The 25,986-nt window shown below is 58.3% G+C and carries 27 protein-coding genes; 18 read left to right on the top strand and 9 right to left on the bottom strand.

What is annotated here, in order from left to right; all coding sequences use genetic code 11:
* Positions 1-8: 8 nt before the first annotated feature.
* Genes nikC through BV911_RS14220 form a run of 4 tightly spaced genes read left to right on the top strand, consistent with a single transcriptional unit; the run spans position 9 to position 2,993 of the window.
* Positions 9-914: a nickel transporter permease gene (gene nikC / locus BV911_RS14235; RefSeq protein WP_086054298.1), complete on the top strand. Its 906-nt coding sequence runs from the start codon at positions 9-11 to the stop codon at positions 912-914.
* A complete protein-coding gene (locus BV911_RS14230; RefSeq protein WP_086054297.1) occupies positions 911-1,747 on the top strand; it encodes an ABC transporter ATP-binding protein in 837 nt (278 codons plus the stop codon). The genes nikC and BV911_RS14230 overlap by 4 nt, the downstream gene beginning before the upstream one ends.
* Positions 1,744-2,499, top strand: a complete 756-nt coding sequence (locus BV911_RS14225) for an ABC transporter ATP-binding protein (protein ID WP_086054296.1) — start codon at positions 1,744-1,746, stop codon at positions 2,497-2,499. The genes BV911_RS14230 and BV911_RS14225 overlap by 4 nt, the downstream gene beginning before the upstream one ends.
* Positions 2,496-2,993, top strand: coding sequence for a GAF domain-containing protein (locus BV911_RS14220; protein WP_086054295.1), 498 nt, complete (start codon positions 2,496-2,498; stop codon positions 2,991-2,993). Before BV911_RS14225 ends, BV911_RS14220 begins: the two co-directional genes overlap by 4 nt.
* 108 nt (positions 2,994-3,101) lie before the next feature.
* Here the strand turns inward: BV911_RS14220 and BV911_RS14215 are convergent, their stop codons facing one another.
* From BV911_RS14215 to BV911_RS14205, 3 genes are all read right to left on the bottom strand, one after another.
* Positions 3,102-3,896, bottom strand: a complete 795-nt coding sequence (locus BV911_RS14215) for an ATP-binding cassette domain-containing protein (RefSeq protein ID WP_086054294.1) — start codon at positions 3,894-3,896, stop codon at positions 3,102-3,104.
* 1 nt (position 3,897) lies between these two features.
* Positions 3,898-5,022: an ABC transporter permease gene (locus tag BV911_RS14210; protein ID WP_086054293.1), complete on the bottom strand. Its 1,125-nt coding sequence runs from the start codon at positions 5,020-5,022 to the stop codon at positions 3,898-3,900.
* 75 nt (positions 5,023-5,097) lie between these two features.
* Positions 5,098-6,048 (bottom strand): sugar ABC transporter substrate-binding protein, encoded by a 951-nt coding sequence (locus BV911_RS14205; protein WP_086054292.1) that lies wholly within the window; start codon positions 6,046-6,048, stop codon positions 5,098-5,100.
* A 184-nt stretch (positions 6,049-6,232) separates the two neighbouring features.
* Between BV911_RS14205 and BV911_RS14200 the strand changes: the two genes are divergently transcribed.
* Complete coding sequence (locus tag BV911_RS14200; protein WP_086054291.1) at positions 6,233-7,234, top strand: LacI family DNA-binding transcriptional regulator; 1,002 nt, start codon at positions 6,233-6,235, stop codon at positions 7,232-7,234.
* A 22-nt stretch (positions 7,235-7,256) separates the two neighbouring features.
* Here the strand turns inward: BV911_RS14200 and BV911_RS14195 are convergent, their stop codons facing one another.
* From BV911_RS14195 to BV911_RS14185, 3 genes are read right to left on the bottom strand one after another with little or no spacing between them, the layout of a single operon-like run.
* Positions 7,257-8,390, bottom strand: a complete 1,134-nt coding sequence (locus BV911_RS14195; protein ID WP_086054290.1) for a Gfo/Idh/MocA family protein — start codon at positions 8,388-8,390, stop codon at positions 7,257-7,259.
* Positions 8,391-8,450: 60 nt separating this feature from the next.
* On the bottom strand, positions 8,451-9,341 hold the full coding sequence (locus BV911_RS14190; RefSeq protein ID WP_086054289.1) for a sugar phosphate isomerase/epimerase: 891 nt from the start codon (positions 9,339-9,341) through the stop codon (positions 8,451-8,453).
* Positions 9,342-9,361: 20 nt separating this feature from the next.
* Positions 9,362-10,465, bottom strand: coding sequence for a Gfo/Idh/MocA family protein (locus BV911_RS14185; RefSeq protein ID WP_086054288.1), 1,104 nt, complete (start codon positions 10,463-10,465; stop codon positions 9,362-9,364).
* A 123-nt stretch (positions 10,466-10,588) separates the two neighbouring features.
* Between BV911_RS14185 and iolD the strand changes: the two genes are divergently transcribed.
* The 5 genes from iolD to iolG are packed head-to-tail and all read left to right on the top strand — an operon-like array spanning position 10,589 to position 16,112.
* Positions 10,589-12,460: a 3D-(3,5/4)-trihydroxycyclohexane-1,2-dione acylhydrolase (decyclizing) gene (iolD, locus tag BV911_RS14180; RefSeq protein ID WP_086054287.1), complete on the top strand. Its 1,872-nt coding sequence runs from the start codon at positions 10,589-10,591 to the stop codon at positions 12,458-12,460.
* Complete coding sequence (gene iolC / locus BV911_RS14175) at positions 12,460-13,440, top strand: 5-dehydro-2-deoxygluconokinase (protein ID WP_086054286.1); 981 nt, start codon at positions 12,460-12,462, stop codon at positions 13,438-13,440. The genes iolD and iolC overlap by 1 nt, the downstream gene beginning before the upstream one ends.
* A gap of 13 nt (positions 13,441-13,453) precedes the next feature.
* A complete protein-coding gene (locus tag BV911_RS14170; protein ID WP_086054285.1) occupies positions 13,454-14,296 on the top strand; it encodes a 5-deoxy-glucuronate isomerase in 843 nt (280 codons plus the stop codon).
* Positions 14,293-15,123, top strand: coding sequence for a class II fructose-bisphosphate aldolase (locus tag BV911_RS14165; protein ID WP_086054284.1), 831 nt, complete (start codon positions 14,293-14,295; stop codon positions 15,121-15,123). Before BV911_RS14170 ends, BV911_RS14165 begins: the two co-directional genes overlap by 4 nt.
* A 2-nt stretch (positions 15,124-15,125) precedes the next feature.
* Positions 15,126-16,112 carry an inositol 2-dehydrogenase gene (gene iolG, locus BV911_RS14160; protein ID WP_086054283.1) on the top strand — a complete coding sequence of 329 codons (987 nt, stop codon included), beginning with the start codon at positions 15,126-15,128 and terminating at the stop codon, positions 16,110-16,112.
* Positions 16,113-16,617: 505 nt separating this feature from the next.
* Here the strand turns inward: iolG and BV911_RS14150 are convergent.
* Positions 16,618-17,217 carry a zeta toxin family protein gene (locus BV911_RS14150; RefSeq protein WP_240512258.1) on the bottom strand — a complete coding sequence of 200 codons (600 nt, stop codon included), beginning with the start codon at positions 17,215-17,217 and terminating at the stop codon, positions 16,618-16,620.
* Positions 17,217-17,570 carry a hypothetical protein gene (locus tag BV911_RS14145; RefSeq protein WP_086054280.1) on the bottom strand — a complete coding sequence of 118 codons (354 nt, stop codon included), beginning with the start codon at positions 17,568-17,570 and terminating at the stop codon, positions 17,217-17,219. Before BV911_RS14145 ends, BV911_RS14150 begins: the two co-directional genes overlap by 1 nt.
* Before the next feature lie 411 nt (positions 17,571-17,981).
* Here BV911_RS14145 and BV911_RS14140 point away from each other — a divergent pair, with 411 nt between their 5' ends.
* Genes BV911_RS14140 through BV911_RS14105 form a run of 8 tightly spaced genes read left to right on the top strand, consistent with a single transcriptional unit; the run spans position 17,982 to position 24,970 of the window.
* Positions 17,982-20,243 (top strand): heavy metal translocating P-type ATPase, encoded by a 2,262-nt coding sequence (locus BV911_RS14140; RefSeq protein ID WP_086054279.1) that lies wholly within the window; start codon positions 17,982-17,984, stop codon positions 20,241-20,243.
* Positions 20,240-20,440, top strand: coding sequence for a cbb3-type cytochrome oxidase assembly protein CcoS (gene ccoS / locus BV911_RS14135; protein WP_086054278.1), 201 nt, complete (start codon positions 20,240-20,242; stop codon positions 20,438-20,440). The genes BV911_RS14140 and ccoS overlap by 4 nt, the downstream gene beginning before the upstream one ends.
* Positions 20,437-22,089, top strand: a complete 1,653-nt coding sequence (ccoN, locus tag BV911_RS14130) for a cytochrome-c oxidase, cbb3-type subunit I (RefSeq protein ID WP_086054277.1) — start codon at positions 20,437-20,439, stop codon at positions 22,087-22,089. Before ccoS ends, ccoN begins: the two co-directional genes overlap by 4 nt.
* Before the next feature lie 4 nt (positions 22,090-22,093).
* On the top strand, positions 22,094-22,870 hold the full coding sequence (gene ccoO / locus BV911_RS14125) for a cytochrome-c oxidase, cbb3-type subunit II (protein WP_086054276.1): 777 nt from the start codon (positions 22,094-22,096) through the stop codon (positions 22,868-22,870).
* Positions 22,871-22,873: 3 nt separating this feature from the next.
* On the top strand, positions 22,874-23,074 hold the full coding sequence (locus BV911_RS14120; RefSeq protein WP_086054275.1) for a cbb3-type cytochrome c oxidase subunit 3: 201 nt from the start codon (positions 22,874-22,876) through the stop codon (positions 23,072-23,074).
* Positions 23,065-23,937 carry a cytochrome-c oxidase, cbb3-type subunit III gene (gene ccoP, locus BV911_RS14115; protein ID WP_086054274.1) on the top strand — a complete coding sequence of 291 codons (873 nt, stop codon included), beginning with the start codon at positions 23,065-23,067 and terminating at the stop codon, positions 23,935-23,937. The genes BV911_RS14120 and ccoP overlap by 10 nt, the downstream gene beginning before the upstream one ends.
* Positions 23,934-24,131, top strand: coding sequence for a hypothetical protein (locus BV911_RS14110; protein ID WP_086054273.1), 198 nt, complete (start codon positions 23,934-23,936; stop codon positions 24,129-24,131). The genes ccoP and BV911_RS14110 overlap by 4 nt, the downstream gene beginning before the upstream one ends.
* Positions 24,125-24,970, top strand: a complete 846-nt coding sequence (locus BV911_RS14105; protein WP_086054272.1) for a DUF2189 domain-containing protein — start codon at positions 24,125-24,127, stop codon at positions 24,968-24,970. Before BV911_RS14110 ends, BV911_RS14105 begins: the two co-directional genes overlap by 7 nt.
* 188 nt (positions 24,971-25,158) lie before the next feature.
* On the opposite strand, the gene BV911_RS14100 is transcribed toward BV911_RS14105, so the two are convergent.
* A complete protein-coding gene (locus tag BV911_RS14100; RefSeq protein WP_139840095.1) occupies positions 25,159-25,764 on the bottom strand; it encodes a VPLPA-CTERM sorting domain-containing protein in 606 nt (201 codons plus the stop codon).
* Positions 25,765-25,986: the final 222 nt, after the last annotated feature.

Below are 25,986 nucleotides of genomic sequence, written 5' to 3'. Positions count from 1 at the left end.
AGGGCATGATGACCACAGCTCGGACTTGGCTTCTCGCCGACTCGCCCAATTCAAAGCTTCAGGCAAATCTCGGCAATGGCTACCGGATGATGGGGGCGCTTATGCGCAACCCGTTGGCTGTGGTCGGCATGGTGATCCTATCGATGCTGCTATTGGCAGCCATTTTTGCCCCATGGATCGCGCCCCACACCCCATTTGGCCAGAATCTTGGCGCCCGCCTGTTGCCGCCGTCAGCAGCGCATTGGATGGGCACGGACGAACTGGGCCGCGATATTTTCAGCCGCGTCATTTATGGCGCGCGCATTACCTTGATGATCGTAACGCTGGTGGCGGTGATCTCTGCGCCGTTGGGGCTTTTGATCGGAGCCATTGCCGGATATTTTGGCGGCTGGACCGACAAAATTCTGATGGGCGTGACGGATGTATTCCTGTCCATGCCCAAGCTGATCCTTGCGTTGGCCTTCGTCGCAGCGCTTGGGCCGGGGATTGAAAATGCGATCATCGCCATCGCGATCACCTCATGGCCAGCCTATGCCCGGATCGCGCGGGCCGAAACGCTGACCTTTCGCAACTCAGAATTCATCTCGGCGACCCGTCTGTTGGGTGCCTCGCATAGCCGGGTCATTGTCCGTCACGTCTTGCCGTTGTGTACATCATCAATGATCGTGCGGGTCACGCTGGACATGGCGGGGATCATTTTGACCGCTGCGGGCCTCGGGTTTCTGGGGCTTGGGGCGCAGCCGCCATTGCCGGAATGGGGCGCAATGATTTCGCGGGGCCGGACCTTTATTCTTGACCAATGGTGGGTCGCGACAATGCCCGGGCTTGCCATCATCCTCGTCTCTCTGGGCTTTTGTTTCTTAGGGGATGGATTGCGCGATGTTCTGGACCCCAAGCAGGGTGGCAAGTCATGACCGCGCCGCTGCTAAGTGTCGAAAACCTGCGGGTGAGCTTTCCAACCCCGGCTGGGCGTGCAGACGTGGTCAAAGGGCTGTCCTTTGATCTTGGCCGGGAACGGCTGGGCATTGTGGGTGAAAGTGGGTCCGGCAAATCAATGACCGGGCGGGCGATTTTGCGATTGATCCGTCGCCCCGGGCATCAAAGTGCCGATCGCATGATGTTTGACGGTCTGGACCTGACAACCTTGTCAGAGAGGGAAATGCGGAAGCTGCGGGGCGCGCGGATTTCGATGATCATGCAAGATCCAAAGTTCTCGTTGAACCCAGTGATGACGGTCGGTGATCAAATCGCTGAAGCCCTTCGGACCCATGAACGTCTTGCCCGCAAGGATGTGGGCGCAAGGGTCATTGAGATGCTGCATTCGGTCCGGATCAATGAACCCGAACGGGTTGTGCGCCTGTTCCCTCATGAAGTTTCCGGAGGTATGGGACAGCGGATCATGATCGCGATGATGCTGATCCCGCAGCCCGATCTGCTGATCGCGGATGAGCCGACCTCGGCGTTGGATGTCTCGGTGCAGGCGCAGGTGTTGGACTTGATTGATGAGTTGGTCCGCAATAAGGGCATGGCCCTCATCCTAATCTCGCACGACCTGAACCTTGTGGCCCGCTATTGCGACCGTATTCTGGTGATGCATTCGGGAAAGGTTGTGGAAAGCTGCGCCGCAAAAGACCTGCATGAGGCGACGCATCCCTATACGCGCGGCCTGTTGGCAGCCGTCCCGAGAATGGAAGAGACGCGCGATGAGCTTCCCGTCTTGGACCGCAGCGCATGGAGCGGCACATGAGTGCGATTTCCCTGAAGAACCTCGACATTTCCTATCAATCCAAAAAGGTGGTTCGCGATGTGACCTTCGATGTCGCCGAAGGCGAAAGCTTTGCCTTGGTGGGCGAAAGCGGGTCGGGAAAGTCAACCGTTCTCAAAGCCATCGCCGGTCTTGCCCCCGATTGGACGGGCGAGATTTCAATTCTCGGGCAGGCGCGCAGTCACAAGGTAGATCGCGACGTGGCCACCCGATGCCAGATGGTTTTTCAAGATCCCTATGGCTCGCTCCATCCCCGGAAATCGGTCGATACCGTTCTGTCAGAACCCTTGCTGATCCACGGGCTTGGCAACCGGAACTCGCGTGTGATCGACATGTTGGCCGCGGTTGGGCTGGATCAACGCTTTCGCTTCCGGTTTCCGCATCAACTGTCGGGCGGGCAACGCCAACGGGTCGCCATCGCGCGTGCCTTGATGCTTGAGCCAAAGGTGATGCTGCTAGATGAGCCGACCTCGGCGCTGGATGTCTCGGTTCAGGCGGAAATTCTAAACCTGCTGAAAAGGCTGCGCCGCGAGCAAGGGCTGAGCTATCTGATGGTCACCCATAATTTGCCGGTTGTCAGCTTCATGTGTGATCGCATGGCGGTGATGAACAAAGGCCGTATCGTGGAAATCGCCCCGGCCTCGGCCTTGCATGATGGCAGCTTCACCGATCCCTATTCTCAATCTCTCTACGCCGCTTCAGGTGGCAATCCAGATCGCAAGGAAATGGCATGACCGACCCGACCAACGCCCTCAAAGCATTTGAAACTGCGCTGTCGGCAGCCACAACGGACATAGAAGCCTATGACGCGCTGTGTGCTTTGACGAAGGCGACAGTGGGTGCGAAGCTGTTCACCGTGATGACCGCCGACATGCAGGCAATGTTGGCCCGCCGCGCGTATACCGACGATGCGGTCAATTATCCGACCTCCGGCAGCAAGCCTATTGAAATCAACCGATGGTTTGAACAGGTTCATGGCCGCCACGAATGCTTCGTCGCCAACACCCTTGCCGATATTGCAACGGTTTTTCCAGATTCCGAATTGATCGGAAAGCTGGGATGCGGCTCTGTCATCAACCTGCCGATTATCTTGGGCGGTAAGATGGTGGCAACGGTAAATATCTTGCACGAAGAGGCGTATTACACGCCTGAACGAGTGGCCCAGGCGCAGGCTATACTGACTCTGCCGGCGATGGCCGTGATGGCGATGACGCATCGAAACGAATAACCACTGCTACGCCTCGCCGCCGGGGATGATCTGGTGGATCAAATCCGGGCCAAATCGGAACACCGCCGCGGTCAAAGCGGCGATGCTCCGGTCGTTGATTGAGGCGTGTCAGACCGTTCCGCCAAGGCTGCCTTCAAGAGCAACCAGTTCCTGACCACCAGCCATCAGGTCCTGAAGTTCTTCGGGGCCGATCTCGCCGCGCTTGGCCGTGCCCAAGGTCTTGCCTCTGTTGAGGACCGTGAACCGGTCGCCGACAGCCATGGCATGGCGCACGTTGTGGGTGATGAAGACAACGGCAATGCCTTGCTTGCGCACCTTGTCGATGGTGGCCAGAACATTGGCGGTTTGACGCACGCCGAGGGCAGATGTTGGTTCGTCGAGGATCAGGACCTTGGCACCGAAGTGAACCGCGCGGGCAATCGCAACCGTCTGACGCTCGCCGCCGGACAAGGTGCCCACTGCCTGATCTGGACCGCGCAGGTTGATGCCCATCTGCTTCATTTCCCGCATTGTCACCTCATCGGCGACCTTGCGGTCAAAGAAGGTCATCCCGGCGATCTTCTTGGTTGGCTCATTGCCCATAAAGAAATTCCGCGCCACGGACATCAGCGGGATCATCGCCAGATCCTGATAGACGGTGGCGATGCCAGCGGTGATTGCATCGCGCGGATCGTCGAAGTGCATTTCCTCACCTTCGAACAGGATTTCTCCTTTCGTCGGCTTGTGAACCCCACTCATGGTCTTGATGAAGGTCGACTTTCCGGCGCCGTTGTCGCCCAGAAGGCAGTGGCATTCCCCGGGATAGACGTCAACGGACACGCCAGCCAGCGCGATGACGGAACCGAAGTGCTTTTCAATGCTTTGCATCTGGATGATGGGGGCAGGTGTGGTTTGGGACGTCATATTACCGCTCCCCTGTGATCATGCGACGAATGTAGGTGTTCAAGATGACGGCGAGCAAAAGGATCACGCCGAGAAACACCCGGAACAATGAGCTTTCAACACCGGCAAAGAACAGGCCTTGTTGAACGACACCAAAAATCAACGCGCCAAGCGCCGCCCCGAGGACAGATCCGTACCCGCCGGTCAGCAACGCGCCGCCAATCACAACGGCAATGATCGCTTCGAATTCCTTCAGCAGGCCCCGATCCGCACCGGCAGAGCCAAACTCCATCACTTGGCAGGTGGCAAAAATGGTGGCGCAAAAGGCGGTGAACATGAACATCAGGATTTTGACCCGGTTCACGGGCACACCGACATACCGTGCGGCCTGTGCGTCACCGCCAGATGCGAAGATCCAGTTGCCGAATTTGGTCTTGGTCAACAGGATATGTCCAAAGATCACCAGAATGATCGCCCAGACGATCAGCATCGGAATGCCATCCACTACCGGATCGCCTTGTCGCGTGCCGCGCTCGAAGGTCGAAATCAGGCCGTTATTGCCGAGCCAGGTAAAGAAGCCGGTCAGAACTTTGCCACCAAAGACCGATGCCAGCCAATCGCCTTCGGCGTGGTCACGGATGCCGCCGATGATTGTCTTATTCTCAAGAGTTTGCGGGAAATAGATCGTGAAGCCGCGCAGGATGAACAGCGTCGCAAGCGTGACAATGAAACTTGGCAGACCGGTTCGGACCACGATGAAGCCGTTGAGTGCGCCGATCGCAACACACAGCACGAAGGAGACGATGATCGCGACCCAAATTGGCCAGCCGAGGGTCACCGAGAAAATCGCGATCATCATTCCGGCAAAGCCGATCATGGACCCGACGGACAGATCGAATTCGCCAGCGATCATCAAGAGGCAAGCGCCGACGGCAATAATCATGAACTGCGCCGAAACGGTCGACCAGTTCAGAACGCCCTGACTGTTGAACATGCCGCTGTCGAACGCAAATAGCACAAAGAAGGTAAAGACTGCGATTGTACCGCATATCCCGCCAAGCTCAGGCCGGATCAGGGCGCGTCGGAACGACGACATTTTTTTGACCCGTTCATCGGCAGCAGGCTTCAGCTGCGTTGTCTCTGACATCGCGTTTGCTCCGTTTTTCGAATGTGGTGGGGGAAGGGGATGGAGGCGCCCCTGATTGGGGCACCTCCGGATGGCTCAGCGGTATTCGCCGGCGAATTCTTCAACTTTGGTCAGCCCGTCCGCCGTGACGAAGCCGGGGCCAGAGTTGATGTTGTTGCCCGGCAGAACGCCGTAACGGTGGTAATTCGTCAAGATAACAACCGGCAGATAGGCCTGAAGGAACGGTTGCTGGTCGATGCCCCACTGGATTACGCCCGACTTGATCCCCTCCACGATTTCATCGCCAAGGTCGAACGTGCCGAAGTACAGATCGCCGGCCATGCCGTTCTCGTTCAGTGCCTGCATGGTCGGGCCCGCAGAGACCGGACCCAGTGTCAGGATGCCGTCGGTTTCGGGATGCGACGACAGATAGGCCAGAACCTTGTTCTTGATCTCGGACGGGTCGGTGCCGCTGTCGAGCATGGAATCGCCCAACTCAACGCCAAGACCGTCGGCAAATCCACGGCACCGCTCGCCAACGGTGGGCTGTTGGATGGCGTGGTTTACGCAAAGAAACGTGGTGACGCCGTCGTCTTTGGCCCGCATGCCCGCCGCGACCCCGGCATCATATTCCGGTTGACCGACATACATCAGGGCACCGACTTCGCGGGCCTGCTCGGGGGTGCCGGTGTTCATGATGATGACGTCGATGCCAGATGCGACGGCATCTTCAATGGGGCCTTGAAGCACATCGAAGTCAGCCAAGGTGGTGATGATGCCGTTTGGTCCCGATGCAACGGCCTGTTCGATGATCCGCGCCATGTCGGCAACGTCGCCGGTCGGTGGGTTGCGGTATTCCACCTCGACATCCATTTGTTCGCCGGCCAGCGCGATCCCGTTCTTGACGGTGTTCCACCAACTGTCGCTGTCTGGCGCGTGGCTAATCAGGACGTATTTCTCACCTTCAGCGGACGCCGAGGTGGCCACAACCAGCGGCATTGTGGCGGCTATTGTCACAACGGCCACCTTTTCCATCAATGAAGTCATGTCTTCCTCCCTTATTTGACCAGTTTTCTGGCCCGAAAACGGCGGTTGTTCGCCCCTCCGACTCTACACAACCACATTCTGCATCAAATTGCAACCGGTTGCAAAATTGGCCTTCAAAGAGCAACATGCGTCTTGTTGAACCTTGTGGTATCGGAAGCTGGCGACATGCTGAGGACTTGAAGATATGCCAATCACTTTGAAGGATGTCGCGCTGCGTGCGGGGGTGTCGCGCTCTGCGGTCTCGCGGACATTTACCGATGGTGCATCGGTCTCTGAAAAGATGCGTCGGCGGGTTGAGAAGGCGGCGGTTGAACTGGGGTATAGCCCGAATGCCCTTGCCTCCAGCCTGACGACGGGCCGCACGAAGCTGATCGGCTTGGTGTCCAACAACTTTCATAATCCGATCTTTCTGGAGGTCTTTGACCGGTTCACGCGTGCCCTTCAGGATAAAGGCTTGCGGCCATTGCTGGTCAATCTGACGGACGAGACAAACCCGGCAAGTTCGGTACAAATGCTTCGGCAATACTCGGTTGACGGCGTGATCGTGGCGTCCTCGACGCTGCCGCCGGGGTTTTCAAAGGCGTTCCGAGACGCCGGAATGCCGGTTGTGCACGCTTTTGGCCGCCCGACCAGTGCGCCCGAAGTCCATGTGGTCGGAATCGACAACATCGAAAGCGGCCGGATGGCGGCGCGCACCCTGATCGCGCGCGGATATCGAGATGTTGGGTTTCTGGGTGGTCCGAAGACCGCAACCTCGACACAGGACCGCCTGTTGGGGTTTCTGGCCGAGATTGCCACCCATCCGGAAATTCGCGTCAGCCACTCTTTCGCAGACGCCTATTCGTTCGATGCGGGCCGCAAGGAGATGTTGCGTCTGCTGGCGGAAAACCCGGCTCAGGCCTATTTCGGCGGGGATGATGTGCTGTCCATCGGGGCCTTGTCTGCAATCGGGGAAAGCTATCTTTCGGTGCCGCGCGACATCGGCATCATCGGTCTGAACGATATGGAGATGGCCGCGTGGCAAAACATCAATCTGACCACGATCCGCCAGCCAATCCGCCACATCGTGTCGTCGTCCATCGAGTTAATGACAGAAATGCTGAAAAATCCGGACCGCCCGCCAGAGGCCCGGATCTTTGCTTGTGAAATTGTCGAGCGCGGGACGTTGCGCCCGTTAAAGGCCTAGAAAGACAGGCCTAATCCAGACCCTAGCGAAACATCGGTGGCCGGGCATCCATCCATGCGCCGCGCTCTTTCGCGGACGCCACAGCCGTATGCACCGCCGCCATCGACCGGACGCCATCCTCTGCATTGGGCAGACCGTCGCGGGCCTCGCCCCGGATGGCATCGGCCAGATCGCAATAGATATTCGCGACTGCCAGCGGAAACCCTTCGGGATGGGCGATGGAAACACGCGACAACCGTTGGGCATCCGCGTGCAACCCGCTTTCGCCCTTTTCGATGATCTGCGTGCGCCCGCCTACCGGCGTATAGATCAGCTGATTGGGCTGTTCCGACGCCCAGCGAAGCCCGCCAGTTTCGCCAAAGACCTGAATGTCGAACCCGTGCTGCCGCCCGATTGCAACCGAGGATGTCCAGAGCCGCCCCACCGTGCCGCCCGCCATGCGGAAGTTCACCATGGCGTCATCTTCCAGAACCCGGCTGGAAATGGTGGAGGCGAAATCCGCAGACAAGGTTTCAACCTGATCGTTGCAGACAAAACTGGCCATGTGCAGCGCGTGGATGCCGCAATCGGCAAACTGGCCGGAGACCCCGGCCATCGCCGGATCATAGCGCCAGCGAACGCGGGGATTGTCCGCATCGGTGGCATCGCCGTGATGCCCGTGACTGAAATTGGTAACCACAAGGCGCACCTTGCCAATCTCGCCAGCCTGCACCATCGCTCGCGCCTGCCGCACCATCGGATAGGCGGAATAACAATAGTTTACGGCACAAATCTTTCCAGCCGCCTTTGCCACGCGGACGATTTCTTCGCCTTCTTCGACCTGTGTGGTCATGGGTTTTTCGCACAGAACGTTAAAACCGGCCTCTAGAAAGGCTTTGGTGATTTCATAATGCGTCGAGTTCGGGGTTGCGACCGTGACCAGATCGACCCGGTCATCGCGATCCCGTTCCCCGGCCAGCATGTCCTGCCAGCTTCCATAGGCGCGATCCGCTGCGATGCCAAGGCGTTGGGCGTACTCACGGCCCACATCGGCGCGGTGGTCCAGTGCGCCGGCGGTGAATTCAAAAAGTCCGTCGGCTTGTGCGCCCAACCGGTGCGCTGGCCCGATCTGGCTGCCTTCGCCGCCCCCGATCATGCCCCATTTCAACTTTGCCATGGCTTTGCCTTTCTCGGCGTAATTATGTCCAACATTCTCCAACCGGTGATCGGCTGGTGGTTAGAATCCGATGGATTGCAGGTATTCGCGGTTGGCCCGTGCGTCCTCAAGCGGCGTGCCCGGCATTGACGGGTCACAGTCTTGCTCGACGGTGCACCAGCCCTCAAAACCGGCATCGAGAAGGCGCTGACGGACCGCAGGGAAATCGACATCGCCCTGACCCAGATTGCAAAAGATGCCCTGACCGCACGCCTTGTAGAAATCGGTGCGGTTGGCCACCACATCTGCTTTGACTTTCGGATCGATGTCCTTGAAATGCATATAGGAAATGCGGTCCATGTGACGATCCATGAAGGCCACGGGATCGAACCCGGCATAGCTGTGATGGCCGGTGTCGAAGCAGATTTTCAGGATGGAGGCGTCGACCTCGTCCAGCAGGCGCTCAAGTTCTGGCTCAAAGTCCATGAAGCCTGCGGCATGGGCGTGAATGCCGACGGTCAGGCCGTATTCCTCAGTGCCCATCTTGGCGATCGTGGCGATGCGATCCCGAAAGGCGACCCATTCGGCGGTGTCCATTTGTTCGGCCTCATCGGCGCGGCCTGCGGTGGGCGCGCGACGTGGCGAGATGCTGTCGATCAGGACCAGATGCTTTGCGCCATGCGACACCAGCGCCTTGCAGGTGCGCTGGCTTGCATCCAGCACGTCGTCCCATTTCGCGGGGTCGTGGAAGGGGCGGAACACGACGCCGCCAATGATTTCCAGATCCCGGGCTGCCAGTTCAGGCGCAAGGACAGCCGGGTCCTCGGGCATGTAGCCGATCGGGCCAAGTTCGATCCCCTTATATCCCGCGCCGGCGCATTGATCCAAAACCGACTGCCAAGTGGGGTAGGAGGGATCGCTGGGAAATTCGATGCCCCACGAACAGGGGGCATTGCCAATACGGATAGTCATGTTCTTGACCTTTCAGATGTTCAGAACGCCGCGACGTCCTGCCAGGTTTTCGTGTCGGAAGATGCGAGGGCGGTGGCAACGATCCGGTTGACCTCCATCCCGTCGCGGAACGTCGGCCAGACCGGCGTGCCGGTGTCGATGGCCGTCAGGAAATCCTTGGCCTCGATGATGATCTGATCCTGATAGCCGGTGCCATGCCCCGGACCCTGACAGAAGGGTTCGTAATCCGGATGCGCGGGGCCGGTCAGGATCTTGGTGAAGCCGCGGGTCGCGTCGGGGCCATCCATGCGGTACAGCCACACCGCATTCTGATCTTCCTGATCAAAGCGGATCGCGCCTTTTGTTCCTGTTATTTCATAGCTGTATCCCATTTTCCGCCCGGTCGCGATCCGGCTGAAATACATCTGCCCCATGGCGCCGTTTTCAAAGCGGCACATCATTTGGGCGTGGTCATCATTGGTGACGCTGCCGCCGGGCCGTTCTTCGTGCACCGTTTCGACTTCGGCAATCAGGCGCGTGATCGGGCCAATCAGGGCCAGGGCACCATTGATCATATGCGGGGCCAGATCCCCCATGGTGCCGTTCGCCATACCGCTGGTGCGCCATGTCGCCGGGGCATTCGGGTCGGCGTAGAAATCTTCCGTATGCTCGCCCCGGAACCATGTGACTGCGCCGATCTCGCCTGCCGCAACCATCTGACGCGCGAAGTGACTGGCGGGGGTGCGGATATAGTTGAAGCCCACCATGTTGGGTGCGCCGCTTGCTTCGGCTGCGGCCACCATGGCCCGGCTATCATCAAGTGATGCCCCAAGTGGCTTTTCGCAAAACACCGGCTTTCCCAGTTCGAACGCGGCTTCGGCAGCGGCGCGGTGGGTGCCTTGCGGCGATGCAATGATAATCGCCTCGACGCGTGGATCGCGGACAAGCTCCAGCCAGGAGGCAGTGCAACGGGAAAAGCCATAGGCAGACCTGTATCGTTCGGCGCTGTCCATGCTGGTGGCGCAGATCATCTCAAGGCGTGGTCGCAGGTTGGTATTAAAGACGGCGCCGACGCTGGCCATCGCTACAGCATGGGCCTTTCCCATATAGCCGCCGCCGATGATTCCGATTCCAATCTCTTTCATCCAACGCTCCCCTCCCAAGGCAATTTAGTTTGCAACCGGTTGCAAAACTTGTATCTTGGGATTCGAAACCGCGCAAGTTGCAATCGGTTCATGATCGGAAATTCCCAAGGGGGGACCTGCCAAATGAGTATGGCAAACGACACATTCCGTTTAACGACGGCGCAGGCGATTATTCGCTGGCTGTCGAACCAATTTATTGAAATCGACGGAGAAGAGATGCGCGTCTGCGGCGGCGGCTTTGGCATCTTTGGTCATGGCAACGTGACCTGTCTGGGCGAGGCCTTGAATTCTGTGCGCGAAGAATTGCCGCTCTATCGCGGGCAGAATGAACAGAGCATGGGGTTTGCTGCGGCAGGCTATGCCAAACAATGGCTGCGCCAGCGGTTCATGTTCTGCACTGCCAGCGCGGGCCCCGGCACCAGCAACCTGTTGACCAGCGCGGCGCTGGCCCATGCCAACCGGTTGCCGATGCTGATGCTGTGCGGCGATACGTTTGTCACACGCCTGCCGGACCCTGTGCTTCAGCAGATGGAAAATTACGGCGATCCGACCTTCGGGGTGAACGACGGCTTCAAGCCCGTTGTGCGGTATTGGGATCGGATCAGTCATCCTGCGCAGATCCTGTCTTCGTTGCCAAACGCGTTGGCGACGCTGCTGGATCCGGCCGATTGCGGACCTGCCTTCATCGGACTGCCGCAAGATGTGCAGGGCTGGGTGTATGACTACCCGGCCAAGTGGTTTGAGAAGAAGGTTCACCGCATTCGGCGTCAGACCCCGGATAGCGACGAGATCGCTGACGCCGTGGCGCTTCTGAAAACAGCGCAACGGCCGATGATTATTGCCGGGGGCGGTGTTCAATACGCCCGCGCCGTGGACGAATTGATCGGATTTGCCGAAGCGCACCAGATTCCGGTGGTTGAAACCATTGCGGGACGCGCCAACATGCGGGCGACTCATCCCCTGAATATCGGGCCGATCGGGGTGACCGGATCAAATTCGGCCAATGCGATTGCCGAGCAGGCCGATGTTATTCTGGCCGTCGGCACCCGGCTTCAAGATTTCACGACCGGATCGTGGACAGCGTTTTCGAAAGACGCGCGGTTCATTTCGGTCAATGCGGCGCGCCACGATGCGGCCAAGCATATGTCCCTGCCGGTGGTCGGGGACGCCAAGCTGTCGCTGTCGGCTTTGACTGCAGAGATTGCGGATTACACCGCGCCGGAGGCCTGGGTCACCGAGGCCAAAGCGCATCGGGCGGACTGGGATGCGTATGTGGCGGAAAACGTGGCCCCGGGTGACCGACCCAATTCCTATGCGATGGCCATTGGGGTGGTGAACGGGCTCTGCGACATGCGCGACCGGGTGGTCGCGGCCGCTGGCGGCTTGCCTGCCGAGGTGACGGCCAACTGGCGGACCCTGGACCCCGGGACGGTCGATGTGGAGTTCGGCTTTTCGTGCATGGGCTATGAGATTGCCGGCGCATGGGGCGCGCGCATTGCGCAGGCGCAGCGGGAGCCCGATCAGGATACCATCGTGTTTATCGGCGATGGATCGTACATGATGCTGAACTCTGACATCTATTCGTCGGTTCTCAGCCAGAAAAAGCTGATTATCCTCGTGCTCGATAACGGTGGCTTTGCGGTCATCAACAAGTTGCAGAACAACACTGGCAATGAAAGTTTCAACAACCTGATCGCCGATTGCCCGACCATCCTCGAACCCTTCGGCGTGGATTTCGAATCGCATGCCCGGTCTCAGGGGGCGATTGCGGAAACCGTGTCGACCCCAGCAGAACTGGGAGAGGCCTTTAAGCGGGCCAAGGCCGCCACCAAAACCACGGTCATCTGCATGAAAGTGGACCCCTACGAAGGATGGACCAAGGAAGGGCACGCCTGGTGGGAATGTGGCACGCCGCATGTGTCTGAGGATCCAAGGGTCCGGGCTGCCCATGACGATTGGGAATCGTCGCGTCACAAGCAGCGGAAGGGCGTCTGATGGCCGATCTGAACCGCCTCAAGGGCAACAGTTTTATCATTATCGGCCGCGCGGGGATGGACTTTTATCCCGACCCGCCCGGAACCAAGACCGAAGACGCGACCCATTTTACGGCCTGCCTTGGCGGATCGTCGGCCAATATCGGCGTTGCCATCACCCGGCACGGCGGTCAGGCGGCATTGGTTACGGCGGTCTCGGATGACGCGATCGGGCGGTTTGCCCTGAACCAGATGGATCATTACGGCGTTGACCGGACCCATGTCCGTTCGGTCGGCGGCGAGGCCCGCAATTCGCTCGCGGTGGTCGAAAGCCGGGTCGAGGATCATCAGTCTGTGATCTATCGCAACGGTGCCGCCGATTTCGAAATGACCGCCCAAGACGTGGCAGCCGTGGACTACGACACGTATTCCGCGTTGATCACCACGGGCACCGTGTTCGCCGCCGAACCGTCACGCAGCGCCACCTTTCAGGCCTTCGATATCGCCCGCGCGGCTGGCCTGCCGTTGATCTTTGACGTGGATTATCGGCCCTATTCCTGGCCCTCGGCCCAGATCGCGGCAGAGACCTATTCCCGTGCCGCCGCCATGTGCGACATCATCATCGGCAACGATGTCGAGTTCGGCTTCATGGCCGGCGATTATGACAAAGGGTTGAACAAGGCCCGTGAACTGGTCGCGACCACGGCCCAGATCGCTGTCTACAAGATGGGCGAGGAGGGCGCGATCACCCTGACGCCCGACGGTGAATTCCGCACCGGAATCTATCCGGTGACCGCCCTGAAGCCGACCGGCGCGGGCGACAGTTTCATGGGTGGGTTCATCGCCTCCCTCGCCGCCGGGCGGGACCTGAAGCAGTCGGTCCTTCGCGGGTCGGCCTGCGCCTCCATCGTCGTCAGCCGCGTTGGTTGCGCCCCCGCCATGCCCACACCCGCCGAGCTTGAGGATTTCCTGTCCTCGCACCCCGGCCCCACAACACCTTGAAAGAGAAAACACCATGCATATTGCGCCTCATGACAATCAGAACAAACCGATCGTGGATGTCGACGACACGTTGGTGCCGCTGAACTATTTCAACATCGTCAAACTCAAGAAAGGTGACGCGTTCACCTTTCAGGTGCCGGGATATGAGACCTGCATCGTGCCGGCGACGGGAACGGTCGATGTCGATGTCGAAGGCGTGTCCTTCACCGCCCTCGGGAACCGGACCGTCGATGTCTGGGACGGCGAGCCCGAAGGCGTCTATGTCCCGGTCGGTGCCAAGGTCACGATCGTCTGCCTGTCCGATGAAACCGAAACCTTTATCGCCGGGGCCAAATACGACAAGGTTCTGGACCCGTTCGATGTGCGCGGCGATGGGATCGACCGCGTGCAATATGGCTCGGACGACACCAAGACCCACCGCAAGATCAAGCATATCTTGGGCGCAAATCAGCATGGCAAGGTTGGCCGGCTGCTTGTCAGCGAGTTGTTTACCGTCGGTCAGGGTGGCTGGTCGGGCTTTCCCAGCCACAAACATGACACGGATCGCTTGCCCCTCGAAACCCGCCACGACGAAACCTATAACTTCAGGTTCAAGCCCAATTACGGGTCCGGCGTGCAGATGCTTCAGCGTGAGGACAACACGCCGGGCGACGCCTATCACATCATGGACGGATCGACGATCTGCCTCGACAAGGGCTATCATCCCTGCGCCGTGCTGCCCGGATATGAGATGTATTACTTCACCATTCTCGGCGGGCTAAGCCAGCGGTCACTGGTGCAATATTTCCAGCCGACCCATGCCGCGCAATTGGAAACGATCCCCGGTATCAAGGACATGATCGCGAAATTCAAATGAGTTTAGTGACCTTATCTGATGTGCTTCAGCCCGCGCTGACCGGCGGTTACGCGGTGGCAGGGCTGGTCACGTCCGGCTGGGAGGACATGCGCGCCTATGTGGCCGCTGCCGAGGCCGAGAATGTACCGGTGATCCTGCAAGCGGGTCCGGGCTGCCGAGCCCACACCCCCTTGCCCATTCTTGGCAAGATGTTCCGACATCTCGCCGAAGGTGCCAGCGTGCCGGTCGTGGCGCATCTTGATCATGGCTACACCTATGACGAGTGCAAGCAGGCGCTTGAGGCCGGGTTTACCTCGCTCATGTTCGACGGGTCGCGCAAACCCCTGCAACAGAACATCGATGAAACCGCGGCCATTGCCGAGATGGCCCATGCTGCCGGGATATCCTGCGAAGGTGAGATCGGCTTTGTCGGATATTCCGGCGGGGAAACATCCGCCGGAACCGATCCGTTGGAGGCAGAAAAATTCGCGCGCGAGACCGCCGTCGACGCCATGGCGGTCTCGGTCGGCAATGTGCACCTGCAAGAGAACAAAGAGGGCAGGCTGGACGAGGCCCGCATCCGCGCCATTGAGGCGGTGACAACGGTGCCGCTGGTCATTCACGGCGGATCGGGCGTGCCGGTGGCGCAACGCACGGCGTTGGCCCATGGTTCAGCCATCTGCAAATTCAACATCGGCACCGAGTTGCGCATGGCCTTCGGATATGCGCTGCGCGAGGCGGTGAACCGCGATCCGGCCCGCTTTGACCGAAATTCGATTTTGGTCGAAACACATGACCCGGTGGTCGCAGCGACGCGGCGGGTTTTGTCCGCCATGAAGGGAGCTTGAGAATGTTGCGTATTGGTCTTTTGGGCTGTGGCCGGATCGGACACGTCCATGCCCTGTCGATTGCCGTCCTGGATGGGGTGTGCCTGACGGCTGTGGCCGACGCCTTTCCAGACGCGGCACAACGTCTGGCGGATCGCAACGGTGCGGCCGTTCTAAGCGCCGACGCAGTGATTGCCAGTCCCGAGGTGGACGCGGTGATTATCGCGACGCCGACAGACACCCATTACGATCTGATTCACGCTGCCGCGCGGGCCGGCAAAGCCATCTTCTGTGAGAAGCCTGTCGATATGTCTGCGGATCGGATCCGGGACTGTGTCGCGGTGGTCACTGCTGAGGGTGTGCCGTTCCTGACCGCGTTTAACCGTCGGTTTGATCCAAACTTTGCCGCGTTGCAGGCCCGCATCCAAGCCGGAGAGATTGGCCGGGTCGAACTGGTGACGATCATGTCCCGCGATCCCAGCCCGCCGCCGATCAGCTACATTGCGCGGTCGGGCGGGATTTTCCGGGATATGATGATCCATGATTTCGATATGGCACGGTTTCTGCTGGGCGAAGACCCGGTGCAAGTTTTCGCGGTCGGCTCTGCGTTGGTGGACCCGGAAATCGGTGCGGCCGGTGATGTCGATACCGCTGCGGTCACGCTGACCACATCCAGCGGCGCGATCTGCCAGATCACGAATTCGCGGCGCGCGGTCTATGGGTATGATCAGCGGGTCGAAGTGCACGGGGCAAAGGGCATGTTCCGGGCCGGAAACGTCCTTGAAAACACGGTCGAGCTTGCCACCGGCGCTGGCTTTTGCGCGGCCCCTGCCAAGCACTTCTTTCTGGAACGGTACGAGGCGGCATATCGCGCTGAAATCGCACATTTCGTCGAAGCCGTTACCAGAAACCTGCCGGCGTCTCCGGGAATTCAGGATGGGCTTGCGGCGCAACTTCTGGCGGACGCGGCAACGCTTTCGTTGTCTACCGGGCGACCTGTGGCCCTCTGATCGATCAGGTCGCAATGCCCGTTGGGCAATGAGATTGGGACCCGGGTGTTGGGTCTGGATGACAAAAATCAAGGCCTCGCTCGGTCGTTCCGAGGGGGCCCCATCGGTCCCAGTCGCGACGGTACGATCGTCATCAGCGCCCTGACCTCGGATATGGAGCCTGAAATGTGCTTCTCAAGCACCTTCTGGGGACTGCCTGAGGCGAAATTTCGGACGCCGATCGACACACATAATCCGGAGAGGACGGCGTGGCACCAACAGAATTACCGGCGCACAGCAGTTTGCGGCGCTGCCGGCATAATCGAGCCCGGCAACTAGCCACGCTTGGGGCGCATGGAAACTTACGACGGGACCTCAGAGCGCTTGTGAAATCCGTGTGAAATCTTGGCTCGCAAACACAAAGGATCGTCGTCCGCATGGGTGAAGACCGTGTTTCGGGCTTTAGGTGCAAGCAAGAGCTTGGTCAGCCTAGTTGGGGTGATGCACCACCAAGACGCAGTGCGATCTAAAGGACCAGGTCATCGCTGTAGAGATCAAGCACCCACTGAGGAAGGCGCGGTAAGGCAAAGGTCAGAATACCAGCGTTGAATGACAATGCGCGGCGTGGCGGTTGGTTCAGCTGAGAGTTATCAAACACATGGCCAATATCACTTTGTAAGATCGCCTGACGGATCAGGGGCGCAGAACGATCATAGCGATGTCTGATCTTTTCTTCAGGCACGGGATGTCCGCCCTCCTTGACCCGTTCGCCAACGCGGGCCACCGACAGATCGGGATGCTCAACCGAGATGTGGAACGTCATGACGCGGTATCCAAGACCTTTGGCTTGGGTGATCAGGTCAAGCTTGGAGGGATGAGAAAACACGGTTTCCGTTGCAAAGCTCTTTCGATTGGCCAGCAGGGATGAGCGGCGTTCAGATGCGATTTGAGCCGCCTGATAGGCTGCATTCACATCATTATCCCGCAACTCGTCGCGCTGAATGAAATCGGCATTGATGAACGGCACGGCAAATTTTGGCGCGATCCGCGTGGCGTAAAGTGTGGATTTTCCAGACCCGTTGGGCCCTGCGAGCATCACAAGGGTTGGACGTGGGGCAGGGGTCACTACTGGGATGCAGCCTCGGCGTAGACCAAGGCGCCGTTGTCATTCAGGCCGACACCGCGCCCAAGCTGGCGGCGCTCGGCATAGAACACCTCTTCGCCAGATATTGGTTCGGTGACATCTTCGGAAAACTGCGCAAACCAGACGTCTTGCTCTTCTGCGCTGAGTGCGTCGGGGGACAGCTCACCGGCAAGGGCGGCGCTGATGTGCTGATAGTCGAAGGTGCCAGATTTCTCGATCGCACGTCCGATGTTGATCCAATGGGTGATTTGTCCTGCCACAGACCGGCTTTGCAGGCCAGACTCTCGTCGGACGACCGACATGACGTCATCAGCAAGTTTAACAGATTGGGCCATGATGCCTCCATCCTTAAACAGGTAGCAAAATGCCACCTCCTGTAGATATATGGCAACCAGCCGGTAAATGTCCAGTTAATTGATGGGCCGAAAAGACGTTTCAAACGGCCGGAGGGAAATTGTGCCGAGGCCAACCGTTTTTGGGCCCGGGTAGCAATCTCCTTTCGATCGCTGTCCAAATAGATCCGAACCACCTTTCATCGGCGGGCGTAGTGGTTTTGGTCCGCGCACGATCAGATCATCCTGATTTTCCGTCTTCACCGGTTTCAAATCACCGCACCCGTCAACGGTGTCTCGGGAAAACGCTTTCTTCGTAACCTTTAGAAATTCGCGACATAGCCAAAACAAACAGGTATCTGGGAAATTGGGAATCCCTCAGAATATCAGCACAACATAGATAAAAGGTCTGGCATGGTGTTTGGACATAGCGCAGCAGAAGAGCGATCGGGCACGGCTGCAGGCAGTCCCCTGAACCTCGCTCAGTCCCGTGCCGCCGTTCGGGTGGATGACAATGGACGGGGTCGGTGTATTCTGTCTGTTCCCGGTATCAAATGTGGCGCATGTGTCGCCAAGGTCGAGCGTGCGCTGAACGCGCGTGACGACGTGGTTTATGCCCGTGCCAACCTGACCCTGCATCAAGCGACCATCGTGCTTGAGGGGCCCGACACTGACCCGATGCCAATGATCCAAACACTGGCGGCTCTAGGGTATGCCGCGACCCCTGTCCAAAGCGGTGCTGACACGGCGCCAGATCCTACCGGTAAGGGCCTGTTGCGCGCGCTTGCCGTTGCAGGTTTCGGCGCGATGAACATCATGTTGTTGTCGGTTGGAGTCTGGTCAGGCGCGGACGGGCAGACCCGTGAGACATTTCATCTGGTTTCAGCGCTGATTGCCGTGCCAGTGGTCCTCTATGCCGGTCAGCCTTTTTTCAGATCGGCGGTTTCTGCATTACGCCGGCGTCAATTGAATATGGACGTCCCGATTGCGCTGGCAGTTGCGCTTGCCCTGGTGCTGAGTCTCTTCGAGACGGTTCAGGGCGGGGACCATGTGTTTTTCGACGCTGCTGTCACTTTGCTTTTTTTCCTACTGACGGGTCGTTATTTTGATCATCTGATGCGCGAACGCGCGCGCAGTGCCGTGAGTGGTTTGGCCAAATTGTCGCCTCGCGGTGCGATGCTGCGCGATGAGGATGGAAGCCTCACATACGCGCTGCTTGAAAGCATTACTCCCGGAATGACCCTGTCCATCGCGCCGGGCGAACGTGTTCCGCTGGACCTAGAGATTCTGTCCGGAAACAGCGATCTCGACCGCTCGCTCGTCACGGGTGAATCCATGGCCGTGGCAATCGGACCGGGAGATATGATTGAGGCCGGAGCACTGAACCTGACAGGCGTGATCGACGGCAGGGTTCTGCGGTCGTCGGACGACTCGTTTTTAGCGCAGATGATCCGGATGCAATCCAATGCCGAAGCGGGACGCGCCAATTATGTTCGCATCGCGGACAGGGCCGCGCGGCTCTATGCGCCGGTTGTTCACCTGCTGGCGTTGATTACGTTCATCGGCTGGATGCTGGTAACCGGTGGCGATTGGCAGACGTCCTTATTTATTGCCATCAGCGTTCTGATCATTACCTGTCCGTGCGCATTGGGGCTGGCTGTGCCCGTCGCCCACGTGGTTGCAGCAGGTCGTCTGATGCGGATGGGTGTCTTGATGAAAGACGGGGCCGCGCTTGAAAGAATGGCGGAAATTGATCACGTGGTGTTCGACAAAACGGGCACACTAACGACCGGCACGCCGAGGCTTGGAAACATTCCTGATGATCCGGTGATGCGGTCAGGCGCAAAAGCGCTTGCCGTTCGGTCCGGCCATCCGGCTGCGCGTGCGATCGCGTCGGGATTACACGATAACCCCTCTGACGTCACCTGCCACACGGAAGTGCCGGGTTTCGGCGTTGAAGGACTGATCGAGGGCCGCCGGGCCCGTCTGGGGCGCGCCGAATGGGTGGCCGAGATTGCAGATGTTGCGGCAGGAGCCGGAAGCCCGGCATTCGGCTTTGAACATTGCCCGTCGGTTTCCTTCGATCTGGCCGAGACCTTGCGTGATGGTGCCATCGAAGCTGTTACAGACATGAAAAATGCGGGGTTTAGCGTTGCGTTGTTGTCAGGCGACATGGAAGATCGCGCCAAGGCCGTGGCGACGGCACTGGGTATTGACGACATCCATTATGGTGCCACACCCGCAGACAAAATCGACATTCTGAGGACAGGGCTTCGGGGCGGGCATCGGCCACTAATGGTCGGAGACGGGCTGAACGATGCGGCGGCACTGGCAGCCGCCCATGTTTCGATGGCCCCGTCGACCGCGTCCGACGCAGGCCGCACCGCGGCGGACTTTGTCTTTTTGCGCGATACCCTCGATGCCGTTCCCGATACGTGGAAGGTTGCGCGGGATACAGCACGGATTGTGCGTCAGAATTTTGCGCTGGCCATCGCCTACAACTGCATTGCCATTCCCTTGGCGGTTGCAGGGCTGGTGACACCGCTGATTGCGGCATTGGCGATGTCGGGATCTTCGATCATAGTGATCGGAAACGCCCTGCGCCTGAACAAGGCTGGTGCGAGGACCCGCGAAAAACCTGCGTCCCACGTAAAACGCAAGGAGACACCAGCGTGACAATACTTATAATTCTGATACCAGTTACTTTGAGTATGGGTGCCTTCGGACTTGCGGCGTTCTTCTGGAGCTTGCGTAACGGCCAATATGAAGACCTGTCGGGCGATGCCGAGCGAATCCTGCACGATGACGATGTTCCGCTAAAATCGTTGAATTCTACCAGTCGAATGATTGTGACAAAGGAGACCAAGCGATGATGTCTAACCTGACTGGGGCCGAACGGACCAAGGCGATGATCATCACAGGGTTCGGTGCCATGGTTGGGTTGCTTATGGCCATTGTGGGGCACGATGACCCCATGGGCGCCCATGGCTGGATCACCCTTTTGTTCTTCGGCGTGTTGTTTTTCGTGGTGGGAAATGCGTTTTATGACCCAGAGCCGACAGAAGATCGCGCGGCGTTGTATTACGACGATCCCACCAAGGTAGGGATCATTCTGGCACTGCTCTGGGCTGTCGTAGGGATGAGCATGGGCGTGTGGGTTGCGTCGCAACTGGCCTGGCCCGATCTGCGGTTCGATGCGGCCTGGTCAAGCTTTGGTCGGCTGCGCCCCGTCCATACGTCCGGTGTCATCTTTGGCTTTGGCGGCAATGCGTTGATCGCAACGTCCTATCACATCATGCAGCGCACCAGCCGTGCGCGGATGCCGGACCAAATTTCGCCGTGGTTTGTGCTTTTGGGATTCAACCTGTTTTGTATTCTCGCCGCCAGTGGATACATCATGGGCATCACGCAATCCAAAGAATATGCTGAGCCCGAGTGGTATGCCGACCTCTGGCTGGTTGTCGTGTGGGTGGTGTATTTCATCCTGTATATGCGCACGCTGGCCCGGCGGAACGAGCCGCATATTTACGTTGCCAACTGGTATTACCTGTCGTTCATTCTGGTCGTGGCAATCCTGCATATCGTCAACAATCTGGCGCTGCCTGCATCGCTGACGGGTGCCAAAAGCTATTCGCTGTTTTCTGGCGTTCAGGATGCGATGACCCAGTGGTGGTATGGCCACAACGCGGTGGCATTCTTTCTGACCACCGGCTTTCTGGGCATGCTTTATTACTTTCTTCCCAAGAGGGCAGAGCGACCGATTTATTCTTATCGTCTGTCGATCCTGTCGTTTTGGGGTATCGTGTTTTTCTACATCTGGGTCGGCTCACACCATCTCCATTACACGGCGCTTCCCTATTGGGTCCAAACGCTGGGCATGACGTTTTCTATCATGCTGCTGGTCCCCAGCTGGGCCTCGGCGGGTAACGCGCTGATGACGTTGAACGGGGCGTGGCACAAAGTGCGTGACGATGCGACCCTGCGCTTCATGATGGTGGCTGCGGTATTCTACGGGCTATCAACATTCGAGGGGTCGTTCATGGCGATCCGCCCGGTCAACGGTCTGTCACATTACACTGACTGGACCATTGGGCATGTCCATTCTGGCGCAATGGGTTGGGTCGCCATGATCACCTTCGGGTCGATCTACGCGCTTGTTCCGGTCTTGTGGCGCCGCGAGACGATGTACTCGTGGAAGGCGGTCGAGTGGCACTTCTGGCTCGCCCTGACTGGCACCGTTATCTACGTCTTTGCGATGTGGAACAGCGGGATCATCCAAGGCCTGATGTGGCGCACCTATAATGAGGCAGGCACATTGCGGTATTCGTTTGTGGACTCGCTGGTTGCGATGCACCCCTATTACATCGCACGCGCGTTCGGGGGGCTGTTGTTCCTAACGGGTGCCTGCATCTGCCTGTGGAATGTTGTGATGACCATTCGGAGGGTTCCACTTTTGGCGCCGGCCCTTGATTATCCGACGTCGTCTGAAGCTATGGAGCCGGCAGTGCCGGCCGCGGAGTAGGGATATGTTTAAAAAAATCCTAAAACCCTTCGCAAGGTTCTTCGACTTTCAGGCGCGCACCCATTACCGGATGGAGCGCCACTCCATGGCGCTGACCTTCGGGATTATTGCCGCGGCAAGTGTCGGCGGCATCGTTGAAATCGCGCCCTTGTTTACCATCGACGATACCGTCGAAGCGGATCCCAATATGCGCGTCTATACCCCGCTGGAGCAGGCTGGGCGTGACATCTATATTCGCGAGGGATGTTATGCGTGTCACAGCCAGATGATCCGCACGCTGCGCGATGAAGTGGAACGGTACGGCCCCTATTCACTCGCCGTCGAGTCGCAATATGACCATCCGATGCTATGGGGGTCAAAACGGACAGGGCCCGACCTTGCGCGGTTGGGGGATAAATATTCGGACGACTGGCAGGTTCGCCATCTGGTGAACCCGCGCGATCTGGTCCCTGAATCGGTGATGCCGCAATATGCGTTCTTGCTGGAAACCCTCCTGAGAACCGATGATCTTTCCGACAGGCTCAGCGCGTTACGGGCCGTCGGGGTCCCCTATACCGACGAAATGATCTTGAATGCGGCGTATGACGCGACAGGTCAGGCCAATCCTGACGGCCCCCACGCCGATGGCGTGACAGAGCGATACGGTGATGCGACGGCCGTGCGGTATTTTGATGGGCGCAGCGACTGGGTGACAGAGATGGACGCGCTGGTGGCATATCTTCAGATACTCGGCAAATTGACGGACTTACCCGAACAAATGCAACCCGTAGCGGAGGAATAGAGCATGGAGCTGACTCACGATTGGTTTGTCGGCGCGGCCAAGTCTTTCGGTCTGTTCTATCTGATGGGTCTGTTCATCCTGATCACCATTTACGCCTATTGGCCCTCGCTGGGCGGACGGTTCGATAAAGCCGCAAAAAGCATACTGGATGACGAGGACGGCCCGGTTCAGCGGGAGAATAAGGAGGACACGCCATGTCAGTGAAGGAACGTGACCCGCTTACCGGTTATCTGACCACCGGCCATGAGTGGAACGGCATAACCGAGCTGAACACCCGTGTGCCGCGTGCCGTCTGGTTTTTCATCATCGTCACACACATTTGGGCGCTGATCGCTTGGATCTTGCTGCCCACCTGGCCTTTGGTAACGACCTATACCAAGGGGATACTGGGTCTCAATCAGGGCGAAGAGGTCGCGGAAAAAGTGATCGCTGCAAATGTGGCCCGCTCGGGTTGGGCAGACCTTATTACGGCCGCACCCGTCAATGACATACTGCAAGATCCTGAGCTATTGGCGCTTGCAACGGGTACGGCCCACCAGATTTTCGGAGACAATTGCGCAGGCTGTCACGGCTTGGATGCAGGTGGGGGACCGGGCTTTCCCAGCCTGATAGACGACATGTGGTTATGGGGCGGCGATCCCGAGTCCATCATGGAAACGTTGCGCGTCGGCATCAACGCACCCCACCCAGATACGAGATACGCCCAGATGCTTGCGTTTGGCCGGGACGGAATGCTGGGACGCGAAGACATTCGCATTGTCGTCGATTACGTTCAATCGCTTTCCGGGACGGAGATACCGCCTGATCGTGCTGCCGCCGGCGCAGAAATCTACGCAGACAACTGCGCCAGCTGTCACGGCGAGACGGCGATGGGAGACACTGAGCAGGGCGCGCCCAATCTGACCGATGCATTCTGGATCTACGGCGGCGACGACACGGCAATGTTCGAAACAATTTGGAACGGTCGGCAAGGCTGGATGCCCGCTTGGGAAGGACGCCTGTCGGAAACCGAGCGCAAGATCCTCACGGTTTATCTTACCGATCTGCGACAGGAGGCGCCACAATGACCGCCCTTGCCACCCCGCGCTACTGGACCCGGACGCGCCTTTTTGCGCTGGTCGGGGTGGCCAGTTCTGTTGCGCTTTTTATCGGCGCGAATGCGCATCTGGTCTACGTCTCCTTCGCTTCAAAACCCGAGTGTGTTCTGCAACAAAACACGGAAGGCGTCGCAATCCACCGCGCGGCGAAACCATCATGCTGAGTGATCGTGCCGATGTTCTAGCGCCGCCAGACGATCCGAAAGGGTCGGATGAGATACCAAAGGTCGTTCCAGCCTTGCCGCGGGATAATCACCGCGCCCTCAATCTGCCGTGGCGCACGGCTTTTGATTGGCTGCGCGCGGGGTGGTCGGATCTGTGGACAAATCCGGTGCCCAGTATGCTGTATGGGTTTGGGGTCTACGCTCTCTCTGCACTGATTGTCTGGGCGTTGTTTTTATTCAACTATGAATACGCCCTGTTTCCCGCGCTTGCAGGGTTCATGGTCGTCGGGCCGATCATCGCCAACGGCCTTTATGAGAAAAGCAGGATGCTTGAGGCAGGAGATCGCCCGACATTCTTAAAAATGGCGCTGGTGAAACCGGAATCTGGCGCTCAAGCTTGGTTCATGGGCGTGATGTTATTGGGTCTCTTGCTGCTATGGTTGCGCGCAGCCGTGCTGATTTGGGCGCTGTTTTTTGGTATAAATCCGTTCCCGGGGACTGATGAAATTGTTCCGATGCTATTCACAACTCCTACAGGGTGGGCATTACTGCTGGTCGGCGGGTCTGTTGGCGCACTTTTTGCCGCGTTCTCATTCGCAATCAGCGTTTTTGGGGTCCCGATGTTGCTGACAGAGCGAACCGATGCGCTCTCTGCTCTCGGGATCAGCATGGCAACGGTATGGAGCAATCTTTCTGTCATGATTGCATGGGGTGCGATTGTTCTTGTCCTTTTCGCCGTATCCATCGCAACCGGATTTATCGGATTAATTGTGATTTTCCCGCTGCTGGGCCACGCAACATGGCACGCTTATCGCACGCTGCGACCCTATAATCTTTAAGTGCGCGATGCTGAGCAAAGCTTTATTAGCTACACCAAATCAGCGTCAGTTCCCATTTTTTCATGTCTGGTCACAGCGAAAACTTCCTAAATAAAATAGGGCGCACCCTTCGATGCGCCCTACTTTCGTAGCGGGTTAATTCATTAAAGGAGGCGCCGGATCAGGCATAAACACCTCCCAGGCGACTTTCAGGCTGTTGCCTTGCCGCGACGGCCGATCAGATGCATTCCCCCAAGTCCACCGATCGCTGCAAATAAAAGAGGCAATGCTGCGGGAAGGGGAACCATCGCGGGCTCTGGAATACCTTGGTGACCGAGATAAGTCTTCGCTTCAAAGGTCGATACCAAGGGTTGTGCCAAGCTAGGCATGGTTGCTGTGAATCCAGGGCTATCAGCCTCAAGGCATCCAGCGGCATTCAAACACCAAGAATATCCGTTGTTGGCTCCGATTCCCTGAAAAAGAGCGTATCCCGAGGGCTCGGCCGAGTTGAAAAATAGGAACGGCCCTGCCGTGCTCAAGACGTCACCCGAGATGGTCATGGTGGAGTTGCTTGGCTTAGCCGGATCTGATGACCTGACGAATATGAATTCGTTCGGGCCGTTATACATCGTCAGGTGCCAATTCACGATGTTTTCCGTGGCAAGGGTCCCGATCGTGCCATCGGTGATGAGAAATCCGTAAATATACGCGGTTCCGATCCGCTCTTCGACGATGAAAGACGCGGCACTGGCTGTGCTAAATACGCCAAACACCCCGGTCAAAAATCCTGCTAACGTCGATCGTAGTAAAAACATGGTACTTCCTAATAGCGATAAAAATTGTACGATTTCACGGAAATGGGGTCCAAGAGAAGAAGTGCCCTCTGGGACCTGATAGTCTGGTCTGCAACGGCGCTGTTGCACAAATTTGAAATGGGCCGCAGTGCCCCTTTCCCCAGACACACTTATCCCACGGCTTTCGTGACGGGTATTCCGAGGGCGGTGAACCGGTTCAGCACTGCAGCTCGGATCTGAACC

This window comes from Pseudoruegeria sp. SK021, from assembly GCF_002119405.1.
Lineage (GTDB): Bacteria > Pseudomonadota > Alphaproteobacteria > Rhodobacterales > Rhodobacteraceae > Meridianimarinicoccus.
This window is presented reverse-complemented; position numbering and strand designations above follow the sequence as displayed.